The following is a 16,130-nucleotide window of genomic DNA, read 5'->3' as shown; positions in this document are numbered from 1 at the left end:
CCGTTGAGGTAATATATATCCGGCTATGTAAGCGGTGTGATGATGGATTGTTGTGCTGTAACGTTTAGCGATGTCCTCGCCCCTTGCACCCATGCCAGGTTGGGGTTTTCGTGGCCCGAGGGAAAGCGGAAGGCAACGGGGTAGCTGTACTCCCGGGTATGGTTCAGAATGATTTGCTCGGATGTTTCTCCAAAAGCCAGGTTAGGATCTTCTTTGATATCAGTCATATGGCCGATTACCAGTCCTGCCAGGTTCGCCAGCTTGCCGGCACGCTTCAACTGGTTGACCATACGGTCGACGCGGTATACCAACTCTCCTATCTCTTCGATCAACAGAATTTTTCCATCGGTCATCAGCTCGCTGGTGGTGCCCATGCTGTCGGTTAGCAATGACAGGTTTCCACCCACGAGTATGCCTTCTGCGCGACCGGGTTTGTTCGCGGGTGATGCTGCTCCGGTAATGACATCAGGTTTTCCAAACAGGGCGTTGCGCAGGCTTTCAATAGAGGGAGCGCTTGCAGGATTGCCAAAGAGCACGGGCATGGTGGCATGGATGCTGGCAATGCCCAGGCTTAGCAGCTTAAGCTGTAGGGCTGTCACGTCGCTGAAGCCGACGATCCATTTCGGGTGTTGTTGCAGCGCGGTATAATTCGCGCGGTCGATGATGCGGCCACTACCGTAGCCGCCGCGGGCGCAGAGGATGGCGTCGATGGTGGGATCGTCGAGGGCAGTTTGCAGGTCGGCCAGACGCTCTTCGTCGGTGCCGGCCAGGTATGTGTGGGATGGGCTAAGCAGGTTTTTAGATGGAACAACGGTCAGACCCCAGGCGGTAAGTACGCGCTGGGCGCTGAGAAGGTGCTCTTCGGAAGTTTTACGGCTGAGGGCGACGAGGGCTACCCGGCTGCCAGGTTTTAGCGGAGTAGGGATTAGCATTGGTGCAAGTAAGGGAAGTTTGGTGCAACAAAAAAAGCCATCCTGGTGGGGATGGCTTTTTGAATATTTTTGATGAAGAAAACGTCTTAGTGTGCCGCTGGTGCTGTGCTGCCGGCTTTGGGCGTAATCATGGCCTTGAAACGCAGGACGGTTTGTTTGGGCCAGGTGTTGGCTGATACCGTGATGGTTTTGTTTTGGACGTTTTGTTTGCCGTTGCTGTCGAACTTGGCTTTTACGTAGCCGGTGCCTCCGACGGGGATCGGCTCTTTGGTGAAGTCCGGTACGGTGCAACCACAAGAGGGTTGTGCGCCCTGAATAATCAGCGGAGCTTCGCCGGTGTTTTTCACCTTGTAGACGTACTCTACAATGTCACCTTCTTTGATGGTACCAAAGTCATGTTCGGTTGTCTCGAACTGGATGACGGGCAGCGGGCCTTCCGGTTTTTCTTCGGGGGCTGCTACGGTCGGGTTCGGTGCCGGTACGTTGGTCGTTGTGGGCTTCTTGCCTTCTACTTCTGCGAGCCGGCTTTCCAGTTCTGCTATTCGCTTTTCAGCGGCGCGATCTTTACACGCGGTAAAGCATACCAACACCACGGCAAAAAATAGCATTGACTTAAAGATTGCTGTTTTCATATCCCTGCCTTCTTAAGATTATTGTTTTTTTGAATGTACTTATTCTTTGCGGCCACCGCGGATTTGCTCCAGCAGGTCGTCTACGTCTTCGAGGAGACGCTCAGCCTTATTTTTGGCTTCGTCCACCACTTTCTGACCTTGCGACTTAGCTTCACTGGTCAGCGGGGTTTCTTTGCCATCGACGAAATCGTTGATGAGGTCTTGCAGCATCTTGCGGTATTTGTCCAGTTGGAAAGACAGCTTCTCCCGCGTGTTCGATCCTTTGTCAGGCGCGTACAGGATGCCCAAAATTGCTCCAGTAGCAGCGCCGGCCAGGAACGCCATCAGAAAATTTCCACTCTTTTTGCTCATACGACTTTCAAAGTTAGTTATCGACTTCGCGCAAATTCAAAATTTTAACAAATTTTAACAAAGGCCTGCGTCAATTTTCAGCACGACCGGCCTGAAACTTAACACCCTGTACATGATCATTGTGGAGGTGCCTATTTGTTGTCCATGAGGCCCCGTCCGCTTTTCTTCACTACGCCCGTGTCTTTCAGCTCTTTAGCGATCACATCCAGGATGCCGTTGATAAACTGGCGGCTCTTGGGCGTGCTGTAGTTTTTGGCGAGCTCGATGTATTCGTTGATCGTGACCTTTACCGGAATGCCGGGGAATTCCAATAGCTCGGCAATGGCCATTTCAAGGATCATGCGGTCAGTGAGCGGCAAGCGGTCGACTTCCCAGTTACGGGTGTTGTTGGCGATCAAATCTCGGTAGGGCTGCTCCAGGTCACTGGCTTTGTTGTACAACTTCTCTACAAACTCACGGTCTTCTTCCCAGTTGATCGAAAGCGTATGCAACTGGATGGTACTGTTGGGTTCGCCATTGTAAGACTTTACCGTTTTTTCAACAAGGCCTTTTACGATCTCCAAGTCTTCTGCCCACCGCAATACTTCTTCTTCAAAGAACTCGTTGATGACGGTCTTGCCGAGGATCACCTTTTTGAAGAGGTGGTTGATAAATTTTTTTTGGTCGTCGAGCGTGGGGCTCTTTTTGTCGAGGTAGTTAAGATACTCATTGTCCTGCCGTACCACATCGCGGAACCAACCCTTGATCTTATCGGGCTTGTCTTGCCAGTGACGGCCCAACTTCAGGGCGTCTTTGCGCAGGCCTTCGTGATGGCGCAGCGTGTTGATCCATGCGTTGTTCACAAAGTTTTTGTGACTGACTTTTTTGTCGGCCTCTGCGAGCTCGGCAAATGCCGGGGGCAGACTGAGCACGGCGATGTAATGGTCGTAGATCTTCTCGATCTCGCTGATGGTGTTCTTCAGGAAGAAGTCGGTGTCTTTCTTTGCTGCTTTGCTGTAGAAAATAAAGCACTCGTTTACGGCTTTCTTGATGCGAGGGTCTTCGTGGTCAACCGAGGTGTCACCTTGCTTGAAGGCTTTTTCGAAGAGCTTCGTGGCCGTCTTCTTCTGTAGGTTGAGGGCGACCTTGTCTTGAACCTCCATGGAATTGAGATCGGGCGCAAAGGCATCGGTGATCTGTTCGAGGCAGAGCTCGTAGTTGGCCTCTTTGCACTGTTCGAGTGCAAACAGGCTTTGCATAACTTTAATACGGAGACTTCTTCGGTTGAGCATGATAAAGAACGACTTCTAGTGATCTGAGGCGCAAAAATAGAATATCGCGGGGGGTTGGGCAACTCAAATACCGAATGATCGAAAAAAAGGCTTCCAATGGTCAGTATACCACCAGAAGCCTGTAAGAGGTCTTTTTGTATCGTTATGTCTCTGTTAGCGTGACATGCGAAGGCGTCCGATGTCCTGAATGCGCTTTTCCGCCAGCTGTATGGCAGCTTCCTGCGGCGAAAGCTTCTCCTGTTCCGCGAACGAGAGCGTGTTCAAACACGTGGTGTAAATAGTCTCGGCCTGTTCCAACACACGTTTACGGTTGTAGTTGCCCAGGTGCTCGTGGTATACGTTCATTAAACCACCGGCATTGATCAGGAAGTCGGGCGCGTAGGTAATGCTACGGTCTACGAGCATGTAGCCGTGCTTCACTTCGTCTTGCAACTGGTTGTTTGCGGCACCGGCAATGACCCGACATTTCAGGCGGCTGATGGTCTCGTCGTTGATCGACGCCCCCAATGCGCACGGTGCGTAGATGTCCATGTCGAGGTCGTAGATTTTATCCTGGCCAACGGTGCTCACACCGTACTTCGCGGCCACTTCCTTCACACGATCTTCCGAGATGTCGGTGATAAACACCCGTGCATTTTCTTTTACCAGGTGCTCGACCAGGTGCATGCCTACCTGGCCCACGCCTTGTACGCCGATTGTTTTGTTGGCGAGGCTGTCGCTGCCATAGGCTTTTTTTACGGCCGCCTTCATGCCCAGGTATACGCCATACGCTGTGACGGGCGAAGGGTCGCCGCCACCTCCCATTGATTCGGGCAGGCCGGTCACGTGTTTGGTCTCCATGGAGATATATTCCATGTCGACGGTCTTCATGTTTACGTCTTCGGCGGTGATGTATTTGCCGTTGAGGCTATTGACGAACTTACCAAAGCGGCGCAGAAAGGCTTCGGTCTTCATGGTCTTGGCGTTGCCCATGATGACAGCTTTGCCACCGCCCAGGTTAATGCCGCTGATGGCAGCTTTGAAAGTCATGCCGCGTGATAATCTCAATACGTCTGTTAACGCTTCCTGTTCTGAAGCGTAGTGCCACATGCGAGTGCCACCCAGTGCAGGGCCGAGCACAGTGTTGTGAATGGCGATGATTGCCTTCAGACCGGTGGCCTGATCGTAACACCATACAACTTGTTCGTGACCTAATTGTGTGAGGGTTCCAAAGATGCTTCCTTCTTGCACTTTTTCCAGTTCTTTGATCTCCATGCGGATTAGATTTACATTTGATTATTGTAGTTTTAATCCCTCGTTCCAGGGATACCTTTCATCCAGGATTTAAGCAAAATTAACCAGTTTCAAACGTTTGCATAAACTATTGAAAGGATATTTCGTTTAATCGGGGGGCTGCCAAATTTTTTTCCATGCGTGAGCTGAAGTACATCAATAAATACCTGTTTAAATACAAGTGGCATCTGGTACTCGGACTGGTGTTTGTTATCCTCTCCAATATTTTTCAGATCATCCCGGCGCAGCTTGTGCGCGATGCCATCGACCTCGTGGTAGACAACATTCGCATGTACCAGGGTTTCGGCCACACCGACGTGCAGCAGGATTTTTTCTCGGTGTTTGCGTTTGGTATTCTCATTTATGCAGGGCTTATACTAGTAATGGCTTTTCTGCGTGGTATATTTTTATACTTCGTGCGCCAAACGCTCATCGTGATGTCGCGATTGATCGAGTATGATTTGAAGAACGAAGTATTCGAACACTATCAAACATTGCCGCTCAGTTTTTATCGCAAGAACAATACCGGTGACTTGATGAACCGTATCTCGGAAGATGTGAGCCGGGTACGGATGTACCTCGGTCCGGCGATTATGTACGGGCTAACGCTGTTCACACTGTTTATCATGTTAATACCGATCATGTTTAGCATCAGCCCAAAGCTGACATGGTATGCGCTCAGTCCGCTGCCCTTGCTTTCGATCAGCATCTTCTTTGTCAATAATATTATCGAGCGCCGGTCCGAGCAGATTCAAAAGCACCAGTCGCGGCTCTCGACGTTTGTACAGGAGGCTTTTAGCGGTATACGCGTGTTGAAATCTTTTAACCGCGAGCAGGAGTCGATGGGCCGCTTTGAGAAAGAGGTAGAAGCGTACAAACATCAATCACTCAAGTTAACGCGGATCCAGGCCTTGTTCTTCCCGATCATCATGGGACTGGTGGGGATCAGTACGATCCTGACAGTATATGCGGGGAGCACGGAAGTGATTCAAGGCAATCTGACCTTTGGCAACATCGCCGAATTTATCATCTATGTGAACTTGCTTACCTGGCCGGTAACATCGCTGGGCTGGACCAGCAGTCTGGTGCAGCGCGCGGAGGCTTCGCAGAAGCGGATCAATGAGTTTTTGCGTACGCAGACCAACATCGTGTCAGAGAAAGAACTGGTGCGCGAGATTCAGGGCAAGGTAGAATTTAAGGATGTGGTTTTTACCTATCCGGATACCGGCATACGTGCCTTGAGAGGTATTTCGTTTTCGATCAACCCGGGTGAGTCGCTGGCGATCATTGGTACCACGGGCTCGGGTAAGAGCACGGTGGCCAGCCTTGTGTCGCGGTTGTACGATGCGCGCGACGGACAAATCCTGATTGATGATGTGCCGATTGCCGACTATAATCTTACATCGCTGCGCAGCCAGATCGGCTATGTGCCTCAGGATGTGTTCCTGTTTAGTGATACGATCTTTAACAACATCGGTTTCGGTATAAAGAATCCGGATGAGGAACGCATTACGCAAGCGGCAAAGGATGCCGATGTGTATAATAATATTGTCGAGTTTCCGCTGGGCTTTGAGACCCGGGTGGGTGAGCGCGGCATTACATTGTCGGGGGGTCAGAAGCAGCGTGTGTCGATCGCCCGGGCCATCGTGCGTGAGCCGAAAATCCTTATGCTGGACGACGCCTTGTCGGCGGTCGATACCAAGACGGAGAACAATATTTTGGGCAGCATGCGCCGGATCATGAAAGGCCGGACTACGATCATTATCTCGCACCGCGTTTCGTCGGCTAAGCTGGCCAATAAAATCATTGTGCTGGAAGACGGCATCGTTACGGAGGAAGGCTCGCACGAGTCCCTGTTGGCGCACAATGGGGCCTACAAGGAACTATACGAAAAGCAAGTATCGCAAGAGCGCGAGGCGAAGAAAGCTGGCGCCGACCTGGACGTTAGAAGTTAAAACGGGCGCCGGTACCGCCGGAGAATTTTATCGCGCCGGGGCGGTCGACAAATTCCACAAACAAGCTGAACTCACCAAAGAGCGTGAGGGGTATATCTTCAAAGGTATATTCTATGCCGCCGATCGCCTCAGTGCCCATCGTGATGTCGTTGCGCTCGTCGTCTCTAATCGCAAATGGCGCGTTTTCCTGTTGGTAGCGATACCGTACTTTTGCGGTGCGCAGCATGCCACCAATGCCCCAATACCAATCGAGTGTACCTTCCGACGCGGGTCCTTCCATGGGAATATTGTATTGGAATAGGTAACGACCAAGGGCTGTAAAGGTGCTTTTCACACGATGGGTGATGTAGCGATCGTCGTCGTAGCGTGAGAAGTGATCAAAAGAGTCTTCGTAATACCGGTCGTACCAGCCGCGGGCAGCACCACCAAGAACAAATTCAAAGGCTTTGTTGTTCGGCAGGTAGCGTTTGTAGCTCACGCCGATGGGATCGCCAATGCGTATGCCAATGCTGTTGGGGGTATCGTTGTGTTGGGCTTGTGCCGTGGTGATCAGTGCCACCAGCAATAGAAATACGATGGACACTTTGGTCAGGGACTGGGACATGGTCATGCGATGCGTAGTTAAAAGATATAGCGTAATCCGACTCCTCCTTCCACACGGCTCCACCCTGGATCAAGCTCTACGTCTGTAAAATACTCCAGCTCCATAAAGGCCGAAATAGGCAATTGAAAATAGGAGTATTCAATACCGATGACTGCCTGGGGGCCCTGTGTGAAGCGCGAAGTTGAGAAATTTCCCAGATTATTTTGATCATTTGGTCCTGGAAGTCCACCACTTTCATATACATAATCGTATCGCAACTGTGTATTCTTCCACTCCCAGCCGGCGCCGACGTAGAACTGCAGGCCGGGGGATATTATTTTGGCGTCGAAGTGGTACAAGAGCTTTGCCTCCAGGATAAAATCGGATTTTACTTTGTGGGTGAGGTAGGTAATGCTGGCGCCTTCGGCCAGTGTGTCCAGCTGTGTATAGTACGAGCCGAACTGCTGGCGGTAGTAGTGGTTATACAAGCCGCTGGCGGGTTTGCCGGCGTCGATGGCCAGGGAGAAGTTTTTGTTAGGATAAAATTTATAGGTCAGGGCGAAAGGATCGCCCAGCTTAATGCCGAGGCCGTGATAGGGATATTTGCTGTCTTCGAAGATGGGGCAAGCGACTTTGGCTTTGGCGCCTTTTACGCGGGCAGCGTTGTAATTATAACGGTCGCGGGTATACGAGCTTTTTTTGGTGTTATGCGATCGCGATCGTTGTGCTTGCGCGCCAAAACACAGCGCGGCAAAAAGGATGAGGAGGATGGCCTTTTTGAAATACATTGAAGCAAATATAACCGTTTTGCTCCGTTATCGACTTCAAACGAACTCCTTATACTGCATTTTATGGAGCTGTGAGTAGTATCCTTCGCGTAACAGCAGCTCTTCGTGGTGGCCGCTTTCTTTGATCTCGCCGTGGTCGAGCACTAAAATCTTGTCCGCGCGCTGAATGGTAGACAGCCGGTGGGCAATGACAATGGAGGTCCGGCCGGACATCATTTTAACAATGGCTTGCTGGATCATTTCTTCTGTTTCGGTATCGACGGAAGAGGTAGCCTCATCGAGTACCAAAATTTTCGGATCATATACCATGGCCCGGATGAAAGATATTAGTTGACGTTGTCCAACGGAAAGCGTGGCGCCACGCTCCATAACATTATACGAAAGCTTGCCGGGCAGGCGCTCGATGAACTTGCGTGCGCCGACCAGGTCGGCGGCATGCCATACCATCTCTTCTGTTACATCGGGGTTGCCGAGCGTGATGTTGTTAAAGATGGTATCGCTGAACAGAAACACATCTTGCAAGACCACGCCGATGTTGCGACGCAACGTGCCCAGGTCGTAGTCGTTAAGGTTTATACCATCCACGCTGATGGTGCCTTTGTTGATTTCGTAGAACCGGTTCAGCAAGTTGATGATAGACGACTTGCCTGCGCCGGTGGCGCCTACCAGTGCGATGGTCTGGCCCGCGCGGATATGCAGGGTTATATCTTTGAGCACATAGTCGGGCTCGTTGTAAGCAAACCACACGTGGTCGAAGATTACTTCGCCCTTCAGGTGCTCGGTCTTGTGCGCGCCGTTCTTTTGTACATGCTCTTCTTCGTCGAGTAGGTTCATAATGCGCGACGAGCTCACAATACCCATTTGCAAGGTATTATACCGGTCGGCGATCATCCGGATCGGTCGGAAGAACATCTGAATATACATGATGAATGCGATGAGCTTACCAATGGTGATGCCGGTCTCTTCATAGTTGATCACACCCTTGGCACCATACCACACCAACAGGCCAATGCCTGCAGCCGCAATGATCTCGGCCACCGGATAGTATATGGAATAGTACAACACCGAGCGCAGGTTTGATTGTTTATGCTCATCGTTGATCTCTTTGAATTTTTCAAACTCACGTTTTTCACTGCCAAAGATTTGCACGATGTTCATGCCGGTAATATGTTCCTGCACGAAGGTATTGAGGTTTGCCACCGCATTGCGGACTTCTGTAAATGCGACCTTGATCTTTTCTTTGAAGACATATGTGCTGAGCAACAGCAGCGGCAATGTAGAAAGGCTCAACAGCGCCAATCGCCAGTCTTCGTAGAACATAAAGCCCAGAATGAAAATAATCTGCAAGAGATCGCCGGCCATCGCTGCCAGGCCTTCGCTGAAGACATCGGACAAGGTCTCCACGTCGGAGATGGTGCGGGTGACGAGACGACCGATGGGCGTCTTGTCAAAGAAACGCAGGCGCAGGCTGATGATATGTTGATACAGGCGTGCCCGGATGTCGCGGATCACTTGTTGTCCGAGCCAGCCCGACAGGTACGTGTGTACGTACTGTGCAATGGAGTTAATGACGAGCAGCACCATGAGGAGGATCATCATCCGCACCATGGCGTCGTAGTTGCCAACCGCTACATCTTTGTCCAGTGTATATTGAATCAGTACGGGCCGCGTTGGCGCCAGCACGCCCAGGAGCAGGGTAAGCAAAATAACGGTAATGAATCGGCCCCGGTAGGGTGTCATAAACTTCATCAACCGGCTCAGTACTGACCAGTCTATGATATTACCGCTGCTTACTTTTTCCTTCTCCACGGAGTTGCTATGATCTTAAAAAATTGGTGGTATCTCGCCTAAAACATTACGAGAGCTGTTGTTTGAACGCTGAAATGCACGCAGATGTTCGTGCGCCCCGGCGTTTTTTGCCTGGGCGCACGTATTTCTAGGATACGGCTTTGTAATGCAGGGTGCTGGCATTTTCTTCCCGCAACGTATTAGCCGCCACGCGCTGAACGTCGGCCGTCGTTACCCGATTGATGAGGCCACCCTCCTCATTCACCAGGTTGGCATCCCCCGAGAGCTTGGAGAAGGCCAGGTTCATGGCGCGGTTCATCACTTCCATTTCGCCAAATTCGAGACTGGACTCGGCCTGGTTCTTCACCTTTTCAAGCTCCTGCTCCGACACGCCCTCGCGGATGAGCGTGTCGAGAATCTTGTCGACGGCTTGTTCGGCTTGCTCCAGGGTAAATCCTTCGCGCACGCGGCCGCTGATGACCAGCAGCCCGGGATCAATGGTGCCGGTGACGAACGAGGAGATCGACGTAAAGATTTCTTGCTCTTTAACGAGTTGCTGGTATAACCGGCTGGACTGACCGCGGCTAAGAATATCGCTCATCAGGTCGGTGGCGTAATAGTCTTCGTGAAAACGTCCGGGCATGTGCCACGCTTTGTAGAGGGCGTTGGCGGGTACTTTGGCTTCTGTTGTTTCCACACGCTTGCTGCTTTGGCGAGGCTCTGCGGGCAACTGCCGAGACCGGTCCCTGCCAGAGGGAATGGGCCCGAACCATTTTTCCGTAAGCTCTTTGACTTGCGTCAGCGTGACGTTGCCGGCTACGACCAGGATGGCGTTGTTGGGTACGTAATGGGTAAAGAAAAATTCCTTTACATCTTCCATCGTAGCGTCTTCGATGTGACTGATCTCCTTGCCGATGGTAGCCCATTGGTACGGGTGATGGTGATAGGCCAGCGGACGAAGCTTGAGCCATACATCGCCGTACGGTTGGTTGAGGTACCGCTGTTTAAACTCTTCGATTACAACCTTGCGTTGTACCTCGAGTACTTTGGGGTCGAAGGACAGGCTAAGCATGCGATCGCTTTCAAGCCAGAAGCCTGTCTCGAGGTTAGCAGAGGGCAAGGTGAGGTAATAGTTTGTGATGTCGGTGTTCGTAAAGGCATTATTCTCGCCACCGACCCGCTGCAACGGTTCGTCATAGTTGGTAATGTTGCGGGAGCCGCCAAACATGAGGTGCTCGAACAAGTGGGCGAAGCCGGTTTTCTCGGGACGCTCGTCGCGGGAACCGACGTCGTATAATATGTTCATAACGGCGATCTGTACGGTATGGTCCTCGTGGACGATCACGCGTAGGCCGTTTGGGAGGGTAAATTCGTTGAATGTGATCATGTGGCGCCAAAAATAACAAGATCAGCGGAATTCCGTCGGGTTTAACACCGGCAGCGTGATCACGAAGGTGGTGCCCTCGTCCAGCCTGGAGCGCGCTTCGACGGTTCCGCCCAACTTCAGAACAGATTCTTTCAGAATGTATAAGCCCAGGCCCGAGCCCTGAGCCTGCTCGCTGGCGCGGTAGAACATGTCGAAGATGTGTGCAAGGTGGTGATCGTCAATGCCCCGGCCATTGTCTTGTACCACGATGGTGTACTGGGTGGATGTGGCCGTGAGCGAGATGCGGACCGTGGGCTCGCGGTCGCCGCCAAACCAATGAAATTTAATGGCGTTGGAGATGAGGTTGTTGAGGATGATCTTGAGCCGGACGACGTCGGCTACGATGGGCTGGCCGTCTGTGCCGTCTTCCACCTCAAATTTGATCTTGCCATAGTTGGGCGCATACTGATGGTCGAGCAACAGGTTTTGAACAAAGACGGTAAATAAAAATGTCTCAGGCTTTACGGGCATGCGCGTATTGCGCGAGTAGCTCACCACTTCTTCGATAAACTTTTCCAGCTTGCGAATGCTTCGTTCCATCATGTCGAGGTATTGCTCGTGGTTGGTGATGGACTTGTCCATGCGGGCCACCATAATCAACCCAAGCACAGACTTCAGCGGCGCACTGAGGTCGTGGGATGCACTGTATACAAAGCGGTCCAGCTCGGCGTTGCGTTGCAGCAATTCTTCGTTCGCCTTCTGTAAATCCACTGTTCGTTCTTCAATGAGGTCGTGCAAGTATGTCTTGCGTTTTTTCATAATGGCCGCGCTCACGGCATAAGAGATCCAGGCGATCATAAGCGCAGTGAGTAGGACCAGGAAAATGAATTCAGCTTTTTGCCAGTACGGTTTGCCGATCGTCACGGTCATTTCCGTAGGCCTGCTCCACCCAAGCCCCGTATTTTTCTTGGCACGCACCTGCAGGGTGTGACGACCCGCTGATAAATCGGAGAGCGTGAGGGTGTGATCGTGCATCGAGTGCCAGACACTATCGCTATCCAATCGCCACTGCATGTTGATCTTGTTTTCGGGAAAGGTGATGGGCGAGAACATAAGGCTTATAAACGCGCTGTACGGCGCTTGTAAGCCGTCGTGGAAGCGCCGTGTTACACCGTTCACACTGGCATACATGCAGAAAGGTTGCGTGGTAGTGGCGTTGGTGCGAATGGATTTCGAGGCCAACGCAAGACCGAAGGATGTGCCGATCCAAAGTCGATTGTACCGGTCCGCGAGTATGCCGTGATCGGTAATGGTGTTGGAGGGCAGGCCGATATTCTCGTCGTATAGCCACAGGTCGCCGGTCACAACATCGTAGCGCATGAGGCCATACGAGTTAGAGAAAAGTATATAGCGGTCGTCGAGTGCCTCCACCGAGCTGACGGACGAGCCGGTGAGTGGTTCGCCGAGGTCAACGCGTTGGGTTGTGTGTTGGTCGTAACGCAGCAGTCCCTCGGTGGACGCCAGCCAGATGACATCGTTCTGTACGGCCAGGTCGTGGATATTCAGATCGCTTTCGATGGGGAAGTCTACGGGGAGGCTTACGTTTTTAAAGGTGTCGGCATCGTGGGCCTTGTAGAAAAGATATCCGCCCACGCCACTCGATGCCAGGTATATACCGTTCTTGCCTTCGCGCACCAGGTTTATCTGACTTTGTTTCAGCAACGGGATGTCGTAATAACGCAACGAAAAGTCTTTCGTCGACATCACTTTTACGCGGCGGGCGCGGCCCTGGCTAAGCCAGATATCCTGACGCTTGTCGATAAACACATCGGAAATAAAGCCGCCTTCTTTAGCAAAGTCCCAGCGCTTTTTCAGCTTGTCGTTTTGGAATAGTAGTACTTCGAATGCGGTGCTGGCCCACAGGCCCTGGGCATTAAATTGTAACGCCTGGAAATATCCGTCGCGATCAAAATAGAGCAGCCGGTGTTCCCATTCACCGTCGGGCTTGTGATATAGTCCTATTAATGCTTCTTTGGAACAGTAATACAATACATCGCGCCCGGGGTCGTGGGCCATGCCTTCGATAAAGTGGGCCTGTGACCGCAAGTCAATGATCTGGAACTGATTCTTTTGTATCAACACCAGTCCTTTGTCAGAGGCCACCCACAAGTCATTTTCTTTACTGCTGAAGATGGCGGTGGCGCCGATAAAGGAATATGGCAGTCTTTCGGCTTCTTCGTACCGGCTGCCCGGTATTTTATATACGTCTTCGTTAAAGGTACAGACCCAAAGGGCGTCGGAAGAGCGGAGCAGATAGGAGCAATTGTATGCCGACAAGAGACGTTGCTGGTGCTGAATCTCGCCGTCGCGAAGAATGGCTTCATATAACCCGTCGCCCGCCGCGACGAGTAATTTGCCGTTCTCGAAGAGTACGTGACTGGAATGACCCGGTAATGTTTGTGGCAGTTGCACGAAGGTGTCGTCGACTTCATCAAAACGGAACACTTTTCCGGTATAGCCAACCGCGTATAAGTTGCCATCCTGGTCTTCAAAGAAATTATAAGAGCGTATAAATACCGGCGATCGATTTTCATTACCGAAGTCGTAGCGCTTCATGGTTTTGCCATCAAACCGTACGGCGGCTTGGGTCTCGGCAATCCAGATGTCTTCGTGTCGGTCTTCGTACAATGTCTTGCCGTACCAGATGGTGGTATCGGTAGGATTACGGGTACCGCGCAGCAACGAATGGAAGACGACGGTGTCTACCTGGTTTTGGATTTCGATCAGGTCGAGGTCGGCAATGGCGAGAAGTCTGCCTTTGCGGGTGGTGAGGAAACCTTTGGCATACTGACTGTGCAGCGCAGACCGATACGTGGTGAAGCGTAGCCCGTCGTATTTAACAATGCCATCGTCGGTGGCGATCCAGAAAAAGCCTAGAGAGTCCTGGGCAACGGCTTTCATGACGTCGCTGGGTAAGCCTTGTTCTACGCGGTATTGATGAAAGCGATACTCCTGTGCGGACAGGTCCATGACAACGAGCAAGAAAACCAGGAGGAGTGGTAGTCGGGTCAGCATGTAGCGGGATCGGAGATAAAGTTAACAGTTTCTTTATAACAACGGGCCTCTATGCTTTATAAGATTTGCGTGCTAATGGTAAGTCAAAAACTCGGTTAACTTTGCGCCACCAGAAACCATCTATGCAGTTTGATCGCCAAAAACTCTCCGACAGCGTTCTGAAGAAGCTGTACGAAAACTTGTTATTGCCCCGCCTGATTGAAGAGAAGATGCTCATTTTGCTGCGGCAAAATAAAATCAGCAAATGGTTTAGCGGCATTGGCCAGGAGGCCATCTCTGTCGGAGTGACACAAGCACTGGCCCCCGACGAGTATATTTTGCCCATGCACCGCAACTTAGGGGTGTTTACGGGCCGCAACATACCCTTCCACCGGCTGTTTGCTCAATGGCAGGGCACCCTGGCGGGGTATACCAAGGGGCGTGACCGCTCTTTTCACTTTGGCTCGCGCGAGCACCACATCGTGGGCATGATCTCGCACCTGGGGCCGCAAAATGGTGTAGCCGACGGCATTGCGTTGGCCAGCCAACTGCGCCAGGAAGGGAAGGTAACGGTCGTCTTTAACGGCGACGGCGGCACGAGCCAGGGCGATTTCCACGAGGCCCTAAACGTAGCGGCCGTGTGGGACCTGCCCGTGATTTTTGTCGTAGAGAACAACGGTTACGGTTTGTCTACTCCCAGCCGTGAGCAGTTTCGCTGTGAAAGCTTTACCGACAAGGCCATTGGCTATGGCATGGAAGGGGTACAAGTTGACGGTAATAATGTGTTGGCAGTATATAGCACCGTGCAGCGTCTGGCAGAGGATATGCGCAAACGCCCGCGGCCGATCTTGTTGGAGTGTATGACCTTCCGGATGCGGGGCCACGAAGAAGCGTCGGGTACCAAGTATGTGCCGCAGGAGCTGCTGGACACCTGGGCGAAGAAAGACCCGTTGGAGAACTATGAAAAGTACCTGGTGCAAAGTGGCGTCATCGACGAAGGTTATATTGCCGCGCAACGGAAACGTGTAAAACAGGAAATTGAAGAAGGCATTGCGATAGCGACCCAGGAAGATCATCCCGTTGCCCAGACCGGGCAGGAGCTGGAAGATGTATATGCTCCTTTTGAGCAGGTGGTTGTTGCGCCCGCTTCCGAAAAGAAATCCGAAAAACGTTTTATCGATGCCATCAGCGACGGCCTGCGGCAGAGCATGGAGCGCTTTGACAACCTGGTACTGATGGGGCAGGACATTGCAGAATATGGTGGTGTCTTTAAAATCACCGAGGGATTTGTAGAACGCTTCGGCAAGGCACGTGTACGAAATACACCTTTGTGTGAGTCGGCCATTTTGGGTGCCGGTTTAGGCCTGTCGGTGAAAGGTATGAAGTCGATGGTAGAGATGCAGTTTGCCGACTTTGTAACAGAAGGGTTTAATCAAATTGTAAACAACCTGGCGAAGACCCATTGGCGGTGGGGACAGCCGGCCGACGTAGTAGTGCGCATGCCCACCGGAGCCGGCACGGCGGCCGGTCCTTTTCATTCGCAGAGCAATGAAGCCTGGTTCTTCCATACCCCCGGATTAAAAATAGTATACCCTTCGAATCCTTACGATGCGAAAGGGTTGTTGTGTGCGGCACTGGAAGACCCGAACCCGGTGATGTATTTTGAGCATAAGCTGATGTATCGTTCCCTGAAAGAACTTGTGCCGGACGACTATTATACTATAGCGATCGGCGAAGCAAAGTTGCTAAGCGAGGGCACGGACCTGGGCATTATCACGTATGGCATGGGTGTGCACTGGGCACAACAAACGCTGGCGAACCTGCCGCACGTAAACGCATCAATACTGGACTTGCGCACGCTGCTGCCCTGGGACAAAGAAGCGGTGGCGGCATTGGTGAAAAAGACAAGCCGGGTGATTATCCTGCACGAAGACACGCTGACAGGTGGTGTGGGTGCGGAAATCAGCGCCTGGATCAGCGAACACTGCTTCCGGGACCTGGATGCGCCGGTGGTGCGGGTGGCAAGCCTGGATACGCCGATTCCTTTTGCACCGACGCTGGAAGACAATTTTTTGCCGAAAAACAGGCTGATCGGCGCCATTGAAACGTTACTTACCTACTAAAGTAGAGGGGTATCA

General features: G+C 51.9%; 12 protein-coding genes. 2 read left to right on the top strand and 10 right to left on the bottom strand.

Features of this window, described 5'->3' with window-relative positions:
* Positions 1-23: 23 nt before the first annotated feature.
* From K7P01_RS11620 to K7P01_RS11600, 5 genes are all read right to left on the bottom strand, one after another.
* Positions 24-932, bottom strand: coding sequence for a S66 peptidase family protein (locus K7P01_RS11620; RefSeq protein ID WP_267293093.1), 909 nt, complete (start codon positions 930-932; stop codon positions 24-26).
* 86 nt (positions 933-1,018) lie between these two features.
* Positions 1,019-1,564 carry a DUF1573 domain-containing protein gene (locus tag K7P01_RS11615; protein WP_267293091.1) on the bottom strand — a complete coding sequence of 182 codons (546 nt, stop codon included), beginning with the start codon at positions 1,562-1,564 and terminating at the stop codon, positions 1,019-1,021.
* Between the two features lie 39 nt (positions 1,565-1,603).
* On the bottom strand, positions 1,604-1,915 hold the full coding sequence (locus K7P01_RS11610) for a YtxH domain-containing protein (RefSeq protein WP_254082369.1): 312 nt from the start codon (positions 1,913-1,915) through the stop codon (positions 1,604-1,606).
* A gap of 131 nt (positions 1,916-2,046) precedes the next feature.
* Positions 2,047-3,153, bottom strand: a complete 1,107-nt coding sequence (gene nusB / locus K7P01_RS11605; protein ID WP_267293088.1) for a transcription antitermination factor NusB — start codon at positions 3,151-3,153, stop codon at positions 2,047-2,049.
* Positions 3,154-3,339: 186 nt separating this feature from the next.
* Entirely contained in the window at positions 3,340-4,440 is a 1,101-nt protein-coding gene (locus K7P01_RS11600; protein WP_267293086.1) for a Glu/Leu/Phe/Val family dehydrogenase, read from the bottom strand.
* Positions 4,441-4,595: 155 nt separating this feature from the next.
* Between K7P01_RS11600 and K7P01_RS11595 the strand changes: the two genes are divergently transcribed.
* On the top strand, positions 4,596-6,413 hold the full coding sequence (locus tag K7P01_RS11595; RefSeq protein ID WP_267293084.1) for an ABC transporter ATP-binding protein: 1,818 nt from the start codon (positions 4,596-4,598) through the stop codon (positions 6,411-6,413).
* On the opposite strand, the gene K7P01_RS11590 is transcribed toward K7P01_RS11595, so the two are convergent.
* The 5 genes from K7P01_RS11590 to K7P01_RS11570 all read right to left on the bottom strand — a co-directional run bounded on the left by K7P01_RS11590 (position 6,403) and on the right by K7P01_RS11570 (position 14,013).
* Positions 6,403-7,023: a hypothetical protein gene (locus K7P01_RS11590; RefSeq protein WP_267293082.1), complete on the bottom strand. Its 621-nt coding sequence runs from the start codon at positions 7,021-7,023 to the stop codon at positions 6,403-6,405. The two genes, K7P01_RS11595 and K7P01_RS11590, sit on opposite strands and share 11 nt — an antisense overlap.
* 11 nt (positions 7,024-7,034) lie before the next feature.
* Complete coding sequence (locus K7P01_RS11585; protein ID WP_267293080.1) at positions 7,035-7,784, bottom strand: hypothetical protein; 750 nt, start codon at positions 7,782-7,784, stop codon at positions 7,035-7,037.
* A 36-nt stretch (positions 7,785-7,820) separates the two neighbouring features.
* Entirely contained in the window at positions 7,821-9,593 is a 1,773-nt protein-coding gene (locus K7P01_RS11580; RefSeq protein ID WP_267293078.1) for an ABC transporter ATP-binding protein, read from the bottom strand.
* A 127-nt stretch (positions 9,594-9,720) separates the two neighbouring features.
* Positions 9,721-10,959: a M16 family metallopeptidase gene (locus K7P01_RS11575; protein WP_267293076.1), complete on the bottom strand. Its 1,239-nt coding sequence runs from the start codon at positions 10,957-10,959 to the stop codon at positions 9,721-9,723.
* 21 nt (positions 10,960-10,980) lie between these two features.
* Positions 10,981-14,013, bottom strand: coding sequence for a sensor histidine kinase (locus tag K7P01_RS11570; protein WP_267293074.1), 3,033 nt, complete (start codon positions 14,011-14,013; stop codon positions 10,981-10,983).
* 122 nt (positions 14,014-14,135) lie between these two features.
* Here K7P01_RS11570 and K7P01_RS11565 point away from each other — a divergent pair, with 122 nt between their 5' ends.
* Positions 14,136-16,115, top strand: coding sequence for an alpha-ketoacid dehydrogenase subunit alpha/beta (locus K7P01_RS11565; protein WP_267293072.1), 1,980 nt, complete (start codon positions 14,136-14,138; stop codon positions 16,113-16,115).
* The last annotated feature ends 15 nt before the right edge of the window (positions 16,116-16,130 follow it).

Source organism: Parachryseolinea silvisoli (assembly GCF_021190955.1).
GTDB classification, from domain to species: domain Bacteria; phylum Bacteroidota; class Bacteroidia; order Cytophagales; family Cyclobacteriaceae; genus Ohtaekwangia; species Ohtaekwangia silvisoli.
The sequence above is the reverse complement of the archived record's forward strand: the minus strand, read 5'-3'. Positions and strand labels throughout refer to the sequence as shown.

Bases quoted from the DNA above. Each gene is read 5' to 3' on its own strand.
- K7P01_RS11595 (WP_267293084.1), top strand. From the start codon at position 4,596: ATGCGTGAGCTGAAGTACATCAATAAATACCTGTTTAAATACAAGTGG.
- nusB (WP_267293088.1), bottom strand. From the start codon at position 3,153: ATGCAAAGCCTGTTTGCACTCGAACAGTGCAAAGAGGCCAACTACGAG.
- K7P01_RS11610 (WP_254082369.1), bottom strand. From the start codon at position 1,915: ATGAGCAAAAAGAGTGGAAATTTTCTGATGGCGTTCCTGGCCGGCGCT.
- K7P01_RS11565 (WP_267293072.1), top strand. From the start codon at position 14,136: ATGCAGTTTGATCGCCAAAAACTCTCCGACAGCGTTCTGAAGAAGCTG.
- K7P01_RS11570 (WP_267293074.1), bottom strand. From the start codon at position 14,013: ATGCTGACCCGACTACCACTCCTCCTGGTTTTCTTGCTCGTTGTCATG.
- K7P01_RS11585 (WP_267293080.1), bottom strand. From the start codon at position 7,784: ATGTATTTCAAAAAGGCCATCCTCCTCATCCTTTTTGCCGCGCTGTGT.
- K7P01_RS11615 (WP_267293091.1), bottom strand. From the start codon at position 1,564: ATGAAAACAGCAATCTTTAAGTCAATGCTATTTTTTGCCGTGGTGTTG.
- K7P01_RS11575 (WP_267293076.1), bottom strand. From the start codon at position 10,959: ATGATCACATTCAACGAATTTACCCTCCCAAACGGCCTACGCGTGATC.
- K7P01_RS11590 (WP_267293082.1), bottom strand. From the start codon at position 7,023: ATGACCATGTCCCAGTCCCTGACCAAAGTGTCCATCGTATTTCTATTG.
- K7P01_RS11620 (WP_267293093.1), bottom strand. From the start codon at position 932: ATGCTAATCCCTACTCCGCTAAAACCTGGCAGCCGGGTAGCCCTCGTC.
- K7P01_RS11600 (WP_267293086.1), bottom strand. From the start codon at position 4,440: ATGGAGATCAAAGAACTGGAAAAAGTGCAAGAAGGAAGCATCTTTGGA.